The 10,746-nt window shown below is 67.0% G+C and carries 13 protein-coding genes and 1 other RNA gene; 4 read left to right on the forward strand and 10 right to left on the reverse strand.

The genetic code is table 11. From position 1 onward, the window contains the following. The coding region (locus Q5H94_RS20385) for an ATP-dependent helicase C-terminal domain-containing protein (protein ID WP_304563103.1) at nt 1-1,341 on the forward strand (1,341 nt) is incomplete at its 5' end. 25 nt (nt 1,342-1,366) lie between these two features. Further along, nucleotides 1,367-1,648: an ETC complex I subunit gene (locus Q5H94_RS20390; RefSeq protein ID WP_304563104.1), complete on the forward strand. Its 282-nt coding sequence runs from the start codon at nt 1,367-1,369 to the stop codon at nt 1,646-1,648. Nucleotides 1,649-1,733: 85 nt separating this feature from the next. On the opposite strand, the gene Q5H94_RS20395 is transcribed toward Q5H94_RS20390, so the two are convergent. From Q5H94_RS20395 to Q5H94_RS20410, 4 genes are read right to left on the reverse strand one after another with little or no spacing between them, the layout of a single operon-like run. Next, complete coding sequence (locus Q5H94_RS20395; RefSeq protein ID WP_304563105.1) at nt 1,734-2,264, reverse strand: NUDIX hydrolase; 531 nt, start codon at nt 2,262-2,264, stop codon at nt 1,734-1,736. Beyond that, nucleotides 2,261-2,932: a TPM domain-containing protein gene (locus Q5H94_RS20400; protein WP_304563106.1), complete on the reverse strand. Its 672-nt coding sequence runs from the start codon at nt 2,930-2,932 to the stop codon at nt 2,261-2,263. The genes Q5H94_RS20395 and Q5H94_RS20400 overlap by 4 nt, the downstream gene beginning before the upstream one ends. Continuing rightward, entirely contained in the window at nt 2,932-3,780 is an 849-nt protein-coding gene (locus Q5H94_RS20405) for a TPM domain-containing protein (protein ID WP_304563107.1), read from the reverse strand. The genes Q5H94_RS20400 and Q5H94_RS20405 overlap by 1 nt, the downstream gene beginning before the upstream one ends. Nucleotides 3,781-3,832: 52 nt before the next feature. Continuing rightward, nucleotides 3,833-4,417: a LemA family protein gene (locus Q5H94_RS20410; protein ID WP_304563108.1), complete on the reverse strand. Its 585-nt coding sequence runs from the start codon at nt 4,415-4,417 to the stop codon at nt 3,833-3,835. Between the two features lie 85 nt (nt 4,418-4,502). Between Q5H94_RS20410 and mscL the strand changes: the two genes are divergently transcribed. Then, complete coding sequence (gene mscL / locus Q5H94_RS20415; RefSeq protein ID WP_304563113.1) at nt 4,503-4,934, forward strand: large conductance mechanosensitive channel protein MscL; 432 nt, start codon at nt 4,503-4,505, stop codon at nt 4,932-4,934. A 104-nt stretch (nt 4,935-5,038) separates the two neighbouring features. Here the strand turns inward: mscL and Q5H94_RS20420 are convergent, their stop codons facing one another. Next, nucleotides 5,039-5,470, reverse strand: a complete 432-nt coding sequence (locus Q5H94_RS20420; protein WP_304563109.1) for an RrF2 family transcriptional regulator — start codon at nt 5,468-5,470, stop codon at nt 5,039-5,041. A 52-nt stretch (nt 5,471-5,522) separates the two neighbouring features. Between Q5H94_RS20420 and ssrA the strand changes: the two genes are divergently transcribed. After that, nucleotides 5,523-5,872, forward strand: a transfer-messenger RNA (tmRNA) gene (gene ssrA / locus Q5H94_RS20425). Between the two features lie 129 nt (nt 5,873-6,001). Here the strand turns inward: ssrA and Q5H94_RS20430 are convergent. From Q5H94_RS20430 to Q5H94_RS20450, 5 genes are all read right to left on the reverse strand, one after another. Continuing rightward, nucleotides 6,002-7,396, reverse strand: coding sequence for a UdgX family uracil-DNA binding protein (locus Q5H94_RS20430; RefSeq protein ID WP_304563110.1), 1,395 nt, complete (start codon nt 7,394-7,396; stop codon nt 6,002-6,004). A gap of 3 nt (nt 7,397-7,399) precedes the next feature. Further along, a complete protein-coding gene (locus Q5H94_RS20435) occupies nt 7,400-7,885 on the reverse strand; it encodes a hemerythrin domain-containing protein (protein WP_304563111.1) in 486 nt (161 codons plus the stop codon). A gap of 49 nt (nt 7,886-7,934) precedes the next feature. Further along, nucleotides 7,935-9,185 (reverse strand): putative DNA modification/repair radical SAM protein, encoded by a 1,251-nt coding sequence (locus Q5H94_RS20440; RefSeq protein WP_304563114.1) that lies wholly within the window; start codon nt 9,183-9,185, stop codon nt 7,935-7,937. 46 nt (nt 9,186-9,231) lie between these two features. Beyond that, nucleotides 9,232-9,561, reverse strand: coding sequence for a hypothetical protein (locus Q5H94_RS20445; RefSeq protein WP_304563112.1), 330 nt, complete (start codon nt 9,559-9,561; stop codon nt 9,232-9,234). Nucleotides 9,562-9,630: 69 nt separating this feature from the next. Then, the coding region (locus tag Q5H94_RS20450) for a coiled-coil domain-containing protein (protein WP_459112999.1) at nt 9,631-10,746 on the reverse strand (1,116 nt) is incomplete at its 5' end.

Genomic DNA, 10,746 nt, shown 5'->3' on the forward strand with positions numbered 1-10,746 from the left:
ACCCCGCACGGCGCCGCCATCGCCCGCCTGCCGCTGCCGCCGCGTCTCGGGCACATGCTGGTGCGCGCCGGCGAGATGGGCCTCGGCACGGTCGCCGCCGAAGTGGCGGTGCTGCTCGGCGAGCGCGGCCTCGGCGGCCCCGACGCCGACCTCGAGGTGCGCCTGCGCCGCTGGCGCAGCGAGCGCGGCCAGCGCGCGGAGGCCGGGCGACGACTGGCGAAACGGTGGGCGGGGCTCATCAAGTCCTCTCTCCTCCGGGGAGAGGATTTAGGAGAGGGGCAGTCGCGAACGCAGCACTCTGAAACAGCCCCTCTCCCGACTTCGCTGCGCTCGTCTGCCCTCTCCCCGGAGGGGAGAGGGCTCGCAACCGCCATCGCCCTCGCCTTCCCCGATCGTATCGCCCGCCGCCGCGACTCCTCCGGCGAGACCTGGGCCTCCGCCGGCGGGCGCGGATTCAAGCTCGACCCCGCCTCCAGCCTCGCCCGCGCCGAGTGGCTCGCCGTCGCGGAGACTCAGGGCATGGCGGCGGGCGCGCGCATCCTCTCCGCCGCCGCCATCGACCAGGCCACCGTCGAGGCGCTGTTCGGCGACCGGATCGAGACGCAGCGCACCGTCGCCTTCGATCCCGCGACCGGCGGCGTGCAGGCCAGCCGCGTCCGTCGCCTCGGCGCTATCCGCCTGTCGAGCGGGCCCGATGCCGATCCCGACCGCAAGGCCATCGCCGCCGCGCTGCTGAAAGGCGTCCGCGCGCACGGCCTGAAACTGCTGCCGTGGAACGACGCCGCGCAGGCGCTGCTCGCGCGCGTCGCCTTCCTGCGCGGGCTCGACCGCCCTGTCGGGGATCTCGACGCGGCGAGCTTACTTGCGCGCGCCGACGAATGGCTCGCGCCGCTGCTGGCGAACAAGCGCCGCCTCGATACGCTCGACACCGGCGCGCTGGCGGAGGCGCTGCGGGGGATGATCGGCTGGGACACGCTCAAGCTGCTCGACGCCGAGGCCCCCACGCATTTCCACGCGCCCACCGGCACCAACCATTCGATCGACTACGCCGCCGAGGGCGGCCCGCGCGTCGACCTGCGCCCGCAGGAACTGTTCGGGCTCGCCGCGCATCCCGCCATCGCCGGAGGCACGGTGCCGCTCGTGCTGAGCCTCACCTCGCCCGCCGGTCGCCCGATCCAGACGACGCGCGACCTGCCGGGCTTCTGGCGCGGGAGCTGGGCCGACGTCGCGCGCGAGATGCGCGGCCGCTATCCGCGCCACCCCTGGCCCGACGATCCCGCCGGCGCTTCTCCGACGACGCGCACGAAAAACGCTGATGCACGGGCGCGCGAAGGGCGATAAGGGAGGACCGAACGAAGGGAATCCGATGGCCAACGCCCGCATCTATCAGCGCCCCAAGAACGCCATGCAGTCCGGCCGCGCCCGCACCACCGGTTGGGTGCTCGATTACGAGCCCGCCGAGGCCAAGAAGCCCGATCCGCTCACCGGCTGGGCGGGATCGGGCGATACGCGCGACCAGCTCCGCCTCGGCTTTCCGACGATGGAGGCGGCGATCGACTATGCGACGCGCGAGGGGATCGCCTTCACCGTCACCCCCGCGCCCGAGCGCAAGCTGAAGCTCCAGGCCTACGCCGACAATTTCAAGTGAAACGAGCGCCGCGGCAAAGCCGCGTCGTCGGACGGCGCTGTAGCGCCGCCGGCCGCGCCGGCGCTGTTCCGCGGCTAAGCTGCGCTTAGCCTAGGATCGCCGGCGCCAACAACAGCGTGATCCGCGAATCGATCGCCACGCCCTCGGCCCGCTTCGCCGCGACGAAATCCACGATCCCATTCAGCGCGACTCGGTGGACGGTGATGTCCTCGCCCGCGACCCCGCCGCCCGCGTGCACCCGCGTCAGGTCGTAGGCGCGGACCAGCGTGAAACTCTCCGACACCATGCCGGGCGAAGAGAAGAACTCGCCCACCGCCTCGACCCGCGCGGGCCGGTAGCCGGTTTCCTCCTCCAACTCGCGCGCCGCCGCGCTGCTGATCTCCTCGCCCTCGGTCTCGTCGCCGACCAGCCCCGCCGGCAGCTCCAGCGAGCGTCGCCCGAGCGGCACGCGATATTGCTCGACCAGCAGGACGTGCCCATCGTCGACCGCGACGATCACCGCCGCGCGGATGTCGCGCGCGCGGCCGACATATTCCCACGTCCCCTGCTTGACGACGGTGATGTACTTGCCCTGCCAGACAATTTGCCGATCATCCTGAGCTTGTCGAAGGGTCACAATTCGATCAGCCTGTCGGGGAGTTCGTTCACGTCGTCGTCGGCGCGCGGCAGATGCTGTGCCAGCAGGCGGCCGACATGGTCCACCGCCGCGATCATGCCGTCGGCGATCCGGTCCTGCCTCACCTGCGCGATCATCGCCGCCATCGCCTCGCCCCATTCGGTGTCCGCGACGACGCGGTGGATCGCGCTGTCGGCGATGATCTCGGCCATATGCTCGCCGAGCGAGAGGTAGATGAGGATGCCGGTGCGCCCCGCCGTCCGCGCCTCGGTGCCGACCTTGAACAGCTCCAGCGCGCGCCGCCGCACGCGCCGCCGCCGCGTCGCCTTGGGCGTCAGCCACAGCCGCAGCGGCATATATGCAAGGCCGTAGCGCACGATCAGGAACACCACGCCCATCGCGAAGAATGTCAGCAGCATCAGGTCGCGCACTTCGGCGCTGCCCCAGCCGCTGTAGATATAGGAGACGACCGCCGCCGGCCCCGCCGGCCAGGCCGCAAACAACAACGGCACGATCAGCATCGCCGCGATCGCATAATGCAGCCCGACGTCGTGATAGGAATCGGAGCGGTCGGCGATGATCGTCACGATCTCGCCCGACGTCCCGCCCTCCGCTGCGTGGACGGCCTGCGCGACGGCGCGGCGTTCCTCTGGCGTGGGTTTGCGCATCACCAGTCCCCCGAGGCGCCGCCGCCCCCGAAATCGCCGCCACCGCCCGAAAAGTCGCTGCCGCCGCCACTATCGCTGCTGCCCCAGTCGGAGCCGCCGCTGCCCCAACCCGATCCGCTATTGTTGTTGCGCGTCAGGCTGTCGAGCGCCGACCACAGCACGACGTTGCTGGCGACGTCGCCCCAGCCGCTGCTCTGATAGCGCCGCCCGCCGGCACGACGGAACAGCATCGGCAGGACGAAGAACAGCCCGATCATGATGGCGAGGACGATGAAGCCGCCATTGATCCCGCCCCCGCTGCGGCGCTCACGCTTTTCCGAGGCCTGCACGGCGGCCGCGGCGCGCTGCTCGCCCGCTTCGAGCGGCAGCTTCATCTGCTCGCCGATCGCATCCGCACCGGCGATGATGCCGCCGGCCATGTCGCCGGCCTTGAACCTGGGCAGGATGGTGTCGCGGATGATGACGCTCGACAGCGCATCGGTCATGATCGGCTCGAGCCCGCGCCCGACCTCGATCCGCACCTTGCGCTCCTTCGGCGCGACGATGAGGATGATGCCGTTGTTCGCGCCCGCCTGCCCCAGCTTCCAGTAGCGGCCGAGTTTGTAACCGTAATCCTCGATCGGCGTGTCCTGCAGGTCCGGGATCGTCGCGATTACCAATTGGCGCGACGAAGCCTTCTCGATCGCCTCGGACTTGGCGGTCAGATCCTGCACCTGCTCGGGGCTGAGCAGCTTCGCCTCATCGACAACGCGTCCGGTCAGGTTGGGGAAGGTGAGCGACTGCTGCGCCTGCGCCGCCCCGGCGAACGCCAGGAACAGCACCAGCAGCAAGGCGCGGAGGATCTTCATGCCGTGGCTCCGTGATGTGCGCGCCCGCGTCCGTCGAGCGCGCTCACCCGGATCAGTTCGCGTTACCGAAATTGACGGTCGGCGCGACTTCCGCGTTCGCCGTCGTCGCCTTGAACGGCGTCAGCGGCTTGGCACCGTAGAAGATCTTGGCGCCGATCGCGTCGGGAAAGGTGCGGATCCTGGTGTTATAGGCCTGTACCGCCGTGTTGTAGTCGGTCCGCGCGATGGTGATGCGGTTCTCCGTACCTTCGAGCTGGCTCATCAGCGTAGTGTAGTTGCCCTGGCTCTTGAGCTCGGGATAGGCCTCCTGCAGGCGCTGCAGCGAAAGGCCGAGCGCACCCTGTACGCGCGAGAATTGCTCGACCTTGGCGGGGTCGCTGAGGTCGTCGCCGGATACCTTCACTTGGTTGGCGGCGGCGCGTGCCTGCGTCACCTCGACAAGGATCGCCTTCTCCTGCGCGCCGGCGGCCTTCACCGTCGCGACGAGATTGGGGATCAGATCGGCGCGGCGCTGATACTGGTTTTCCACGTCCGCCCAGCGCGCCTTGGCGTTCTCCTCCGCGGTCGGCACGCTGTTGAGACCGCATGCGGACAGCATCGCGAGAGCGGCGACGGCGAAAACGACACGAAACTTCATGGGGTAAATTCCCTCCAGCCCTTGGCCGCGCCGCCATACCCGACTAGCACAGGTGCGCGGAAGTAAAATCGGAAGGGGAATGTCCGTGTTCAAGGAGTTCAAGGAGTTCATCTCGCGCGGCAACGTGCTCGACCTCGCAGTCGCGGTGATCATCGGTGCGGCTTTCGGCAAGATCGTGTCGTCCCTGACCGACGACATCATCATGCCGATCATCGGCAAGATCTTGGGCGGGCTCGATTTTTCGAGCTATTTCGTGGTGCTGGGCAAAGTGCCGGAGGCGCTTGCGGGATCGTCCGATTATGCCGCGTTGAAAAAGGCTGGCGTGCCGTTGCTTGGCTATGGCGCGTTCATCACCGCAGCGGTCAATTTCGTGATCCTCGCCTTCATCATCTTCCTGCTGGTACGTTCGATCAACAAGCTGATGCCGAAGCCCGAGGTGCCGGCGGCCGATGCGCCGGAACCCGCCGACATCGCGCTACTCCGCGAAATCCGCGACGAGTTGAAGAAGCGGGCGTAACCAACTCGACACCGTTCGTGCTGAGCCTGTCGAAGCACGTGTCCAGAGCGCACCGCACTTAGCACGCCCTTCGACAAGCTCAGGGCGAACGGTCTGGAAGAGGGTTACGCGGCCGCCAGTTCCTCGGCGGCTGCATCGGCCAGGCTGGTGCCGTCCAGAATCCGCGCAGTCTCGTCGCGCACGCGCAGCATCGCGTGGCGGATCGCGCAATTCGCTTCGTCCTTGCAATCCTTGCACGAACGATAGGCGGTGCGGCTGACGCAGGGCACCAGCGCGAGCGGCCCCTCGATCACGCGGATGATCTCGCCGAGCGAAATGAGGTGCTTCGGGCGCGCCAGGCAATAGCCGCCCATCTTGCCGCGGTGGCTGTGCAGGAACCCCGCCTCGCGCAGATCCGCCAGGATCAGCTCCAGGAACTTGCGCGGCACGTTCGCCTGTTCCGCGATCCGGTTCATCGGGATCGGCGGACTGCCCGCAGGCGCCTCAGCAAGGTTGATCATCGCGCGAAGCGCGTAACGGGAACGCTGCGTCAACATAATACGCTCGATATGGACTCTTATTGTGGCGAGCGAAAGGCGGGCTTTTCTTTAAATTTGCATATCGATTTTCCGCGCCTATATCGGTCCTGTCGTAAGGCTTCGGCCGGAGACTATGGCGATAAAGTGCAGCGTAGACTAGATGCAGCGGACCCGGGGGCAGTACCCGGCGGCTCCACCATAACCCCTTGGAAACAAGGGGCTCTGAAGGGGCCGAACCAGGATCGACGTGTGTTGAAAGGCGCTGTTTTTGCCCGGGCTGAGTAACCCGTTCAAGGCTCAAAACCACAAGTGCTAACGATAACGAAGCACTCGCGATTGCCGCGTAACTGACGGCCTAACGGCCTAGGTTACGACGCATAAACGCGGTTCGGGCCGCACCGGGCAACAGAAGCGGACACCGGCGGTACGGGGAGCACCGAGCAACAGAAGCTCCCCACTTTTCCTTCGTTTTCGCAGCGACGGCTGGGGTATCAGCTGCGGGCGAGCGCTCCATTATCGGGAGACAGCTTTCGCTGGGGTGACGGAAATTCACGCGCCATCCATCCGCTCGCGCACCATCCGCAAATCCTCCACGAAGCGCGCATATTCCATCCGCTTGGCGTCTTCATCGGGGAGGCGCAGCAGGAAGCTCGGGTGGACGGTGATCCACGCCTCGCCGCCGCCCGGCAATGTTTGCGCGCGACCGCGTTCCTTGCCGATCGTCACGACCCTGCCGAACAGGCTGCGCGCCGCCGTCGCACCGAGCGCCACGGTGACGCGCGGTTTCACCAGCATCAGTTCCTGATCGATCCACCAGCGACATGCCTCGATCTCGCCCGCACCGGGCTTGGAGTGGATACGGCGCTTGCCCCGCTGCTCGAACTTGAAATGCTTGACGGCGTTGGTGACGTAGACGCGGTCGCGGTCGATCCCGGCCTCCGCCAGCGCGCGATCGAACACCTGCCCAGCCGGGCCGACGAACGGCGTTCCAGAAAGATCCTCCTGATCGCCCGGCTGCTCGCCGACGAACACCAGATCGGCATCGACCGGCCCCTCGCCGAACACCGTCTGCGTGGCGGGCGCGTAGAGCGGGCATCGCGTGCAGGCGGCCGCCTCGTCGCGCAGTGCCGCCCACGCAGCCTCGGCATTGCCGCCGATCTCGGTTCTCGCCTTCACGATCATGCCGCTCTCCCGCGCCTGCGCGCTGGCGATCAGGCCCGGCACCAACGCGGTTTCGGGCATGTTCTTCCAGTATTTCCGCGGCATTTCCTTGAGCATCGCGCCGATCTTCACGCGCGCCGGATTGAAGATCGACGCGTAATAGGTTTTCCACACCGCCTCGATCGGATCGCCCGCCGGCGCGTCGGCCTTGCTGGCACCGGGGCCTTCGGTCAGCGTCTTGCCATCCCAGTGGATCGACACTTCCGGCGTCAGGATCGACCAACGCATCGACGCGAAGCGATCGATGAAGAAGGCGGCGTTGGCGCGGACGATATGATGCTCCGGCTCGAACCAGGCGACGAAGCGGGTGCCGTCCGCATCCTCCACTTCACGGAAACGCACGAACGCCCGCATCTTGTGGATATCGCGCCGCACCTCCTTGGCGAGAACTTCGAGGCGGCGAATCAGCGGATCGGCCGCGTCCTCAAGCAGCTTCGGTCGCTCCTGCAGGCGAAGCAGGGCGGTGTAGAGCAGAGCGAAGCGTTCGGGCTGGTTCGACAGAACGACACTCTCGGCGAGCGAAAGGAAAGCGCGCGGCACGGTGAGCTTGGCCTTGGGCACCACCGGAGCCGCCGCAGCAGGTTCCGCACCGAACAAATCCGCCGCGTCATCCCCGACCTGCCAGACCACATCCTCCGCCGGAACGCCCTCCCCAGCCAGCGCGCGTGCGGCGTCGCGCCAGCCTTCGAAGTCGCCCTGTTCGGCGAGCCTTACCGTCCGCAAGCGTCACTCGCGCTCGTCGGCGCTCGGCGGATTGACCTTGGCCTCGGCGGTTTCCTTGGGCTTGCGGTCCTCATAGACCTCGGCGAGCTTGTCCTCGGTCGCCGTGTCGAGTTCCTTCGCGGCGGCGGGAAACATCTCTTCTTCTTCCTCCTCGATGTGATGCTCGTAGCGGCGGCGCATGTGGAAGAATTTTTCGCTCCATTCATCGGAGCCGAAGTCGAGATCCTCCATCTCGCCGAGCAGATCATCGACCTCCTTATGCTCCGACACCGAATGACGGGCATCGTCGCGCAGTTCGGGATCGCCCAACATCGTCGCATAGAGCGACTCCTCCTCAGCGGCCGCATGGCCCTCCAGCTCGACGCGGAACGTCTCGAACAGCGCCTGCCGCTTCTTCGTATCACCCTTGAGGTCGCCAAGCTCCTTCAGCATCGCACGCTGCTTGTCGTGATCCTTCTTGAGGTCGCGGTAGATCTGCGCTTCGGCCATCTGAAATCTCCTTCACGCCATCAACACGCGGGCCTGCCGGACGTTCAATTCAGGCCGCGAACAGTTCGAGTTGGTCGGTCTTCTTCGCCACCACCGGGCGCAGATCGGCCGCGTCGGCCAGCGCCACCGGCCGCCAGTCCTCGGCGATCAGGAACGGCCGCACCTTCGCCACCGACACCGTCAGCCGCGCCACGTCCGCCAGCCGCAACCGCCGCCAGCGCCGCGCCGTCACGATCGCATCGACCGCCTTCACCCCCAGCCCCGGCACGCGCAGCAGCAATTCGCGCGGGGCGCGATTGATATCGACCGGAAAGGTCTCGCGAAACTTGAGCGCCCAGGCGAGCTTGGGATCGATATCGAGCGGCAGCATCCCCGTCGTCGCATCGGTCGCCGCCGCCACCTCCTTGGGTGCATAGCCGTAAAATCGCATCAGCCAGTCGGACTGGTACAACCTATGCTCGCGCATCAACGGCGGGCGCTGGAGCGGCAGCACGGCGCTCGCATCGGGAATCGGCGAGAAGGCCGAATAATAGACGCGCCGCAGGTTGAAGCGGTCGTACAGCCCCGCCGCGCGCGTCACGATGTCGCCGTCGGTCGCGGCATCGGCGCCGACGATCATCTGCGTAGACTGCCCCGCCGGCGCGAAGCCGGGCGCGGAGCGATAGCGCGTCTTGGCATCCTCGCGGTCGAGGATCGCGGTCTTCGTGTCCCCCATCGCCGCCTCGATCCGCGCGCCCGATTTCTCCGGCGCGAGCCGCGTCAGCCCGGCGGCTGTCGGCAGTTCGACATTGATCGACACGCGATCGGCATGCAGCCCCGCGCGGTGGACGATTTCGGGATCGGCATCGGGGATCGTCTTGAGATGGATATAGCCGCGAAAATCATGGTCCTCGCGCAAGCTCCGCGCGACCTCGACGATCTGCTCCATCGTATAATCGGACGAGCCGATGATGCCCGAGGACAGGAACAGCCCTTCGATGTAATTGCGCTTGTAGAAGGCGAGTGTCAGCTGGACGACCTCCTGCGCGGTAAAGCGCGCGCGGCGCACGTTGCTGCTCTTGCGATTGATGCAATAATGGCAGTCGAAGATGCACGAGTTCGTCAGCAGGATCTTGAGCAGCGAGATGCAGCGTCCGTCCGGCGCATAGGCGTGGCAGATGCCCATCCCGCCATCGGTCGATCCCACACCCTTGCCGCCGCGCGAGGTGCGCTTCACCGATCCCGACGATGCGCAGGACGCGTCGTATTTCGCCGCATCCGCAAGGATTTCGAGCTTCTGCTGGACATCGAGCTGCGCCATGCGTTCGATATATGTTCTATCGCCCACGCTGTCGATTGATGAATGTTTAGTCCGTCACGATTGTCTTGGTGCCCGCCAGCCGCACCGCCTTGCCGCCCTCGCTTTCGACCGCCGCGACGATGCGGATGACGCGCGGTTCGCCGGAGACGGTGGTGATGCGCACGTCGAGCGTGAAGCCCGATTTGTCGAGGATCGCCTGCGTGCGCAGACACTCCATCGCGATCAGCGATGGCCGGTCGTAGCGGCGGATCGCGGTGGCGCGGTCAAGCGGAACACCGCGCGGCAAGCCGAACAGATCGTAGACGCCCTCGTCCCATTCCACACGCTCGGTGAGCAGGTCGCAGGACCAGTGACCGACAATCGGGGCGTTCGTCATGGCGGCTTTTCCGGGGGAGTATCGCGGTCGCCCCTTCATCTCACCTAAGGCGTTAACGGCGGGTAAGGATCACGCCGCCAGCAGCCCCGTTGCACCACCGAGATCGACCGACACCAGCCGGCTCACACCCTGTTCGATCATCGTCACGCCGAACAGGCGGTGCATGCGGCTCATCGTCACGGCATTGTGCGTGACGATCAGGTAGCGCGTTGCCGTTTCCTGGCTCATCGCATCGAGCAGACCGCAGAAGCGTTCGATATTGGCATCGTCGAGCGGCGCGTCGACCTCGTCGAGCACGCAGATCGGCGCGGGGTTTGTCAGGAAAAGCCCGAAGATCAGCGCCACCGCCGTCAGCGCCTGCTCCCCGCCCGACAGCAAAGTCAGCGACTGCAGTTTCTTGCCCGGCGGCTGCGCCATGATCTCCAACCCAGCCTCAAGTGGATCGTCCGAATCGATCAGTTCGAGATGCGCCTGGCCGCCATTGAACAATGTCGTGAAGAGGCGGCGGAAGTGACCGTTGACCGCCTCGAACGCGGCCAGCAGGCGCTGGCGACCCTCGCGGTTGAGCGTGCCGATCGATCCGCGCAGCCGGTTGACGGCGATGCCCAGTTCCTCGCGCTCGGCGGCGGTGCTGGTGCTGGCGGCTTCCAGCTCGGCAAGCTCGGTTTCGGCGACGAGGTTGACCGGCCCGATCCTCTCGCGATCGACCATCAGCTTTTCGTGGGCGGCGGATTCCTCCTGCGGCGAACGCACCGTGCCGCCATCGAAGCCGACGCGCTCGGGCAACAGCACCGAGGGGCATTGGAAACGCTCGCCCGCCAGCCGGTTCATCTCGACGCGGCGCAGATCGTGATTCTCCGCGCGCGCCGTTGCCCCGGCTCTCGCTTCGCGCGCCTGCGCCAGCGTTTCGGCGGCGGCGTGCGCCTTCGTCTCGGTCTCGCGCAAGGTCGCCTCGGCGGCGCGTTCGGCGGCGGCGGCGGCATCGGCATCGGCGCGGACGACGGCGTGCGCGGTTTCCTGCGCGGCGATCTCGGCAAGCAAGGCTTCGGGCCGCCCCGCCAGCGCCGCGCTTTCGGTGGCGAGCGCGTCGCTGCGCTTGTCCATCTCGGCGATGCGCCGCGCCGCCTCGCCGGCGCGTGCGCGCCAGCCCTTCACCTCAGCGGTGTTGGCGGCGAGCCGCTCGCG

This window comes from Sphingomonas immobilis (assembly GCF_030580995.1).
Lineage (GTDB): Bacteria > Pseudomonadota > Alphaproteobacteria > Sphingomonadales > Sphingomonadaceae > Sphingomonas > Sphingomonas immobilis.

Bases quoted from the DNA above. Each gene is read 5' to 3' on its own strand.
- Q5H94_RS20390 (WP_304563104.1), top strand. From the start codon at position 1,367: ATGGCCAACGCCCGCATCTATCAGCGCCCCAAGAACGCCATGCAGTCC.
- Q5H94_RS20400 (WP_304563106.1), bottom strand. From the start codon at position 2,932: ATGCGCAAACCCACGCCAGAGGAACGCCGCGCCGTCGCGCAGGCCGTC.
- Q5H94_RS20405 (WP_304563107.1), bottom strand. From the start codon at position 3,780: ATGAAGATCCTCCGCGCCTTGCTGCTGGTGCTGTTCCTGGCGTTCGCC.
- Q5H94_RS20410 (WP_304563108.1), bottom strand. From the start codon at position 4,417: ATGAAGTTTCGTGTCGTTTTCGCCGTCGCCGCTCTCGCGATGCTGTCC.
- Q5H94_RS20420 (WP_304563109.1), bottom strand. From the start codon at position 5,470: ATGTTGACGCAGCGTTCCCGTTACGCGCTTCGCGCGATGATCAACCTT.
- Q5H94_RS20435 (WP_304563111.1), bottom strand. From the start codon at position 7,885: ATGGCCGAAGCGCAGATCTACCGCGACCTCAAGAAGGATCACGACAAG.
- Q5H94_RS20440 (WP_304563114.1), bottom strand. From the start codon at position 9,185: ATGGCGCAGCTCGATGTCCAGCAGAAGCTCGAAATCCTTGCGGATGCG.
- Q5H94_RS20445 (WP_304563112.1), bottom strand. From the start codon at position 9,561: ATGACGAACGCCCCGATTGTCGGTCACTGGTCCTGCGACCTGCTCACC.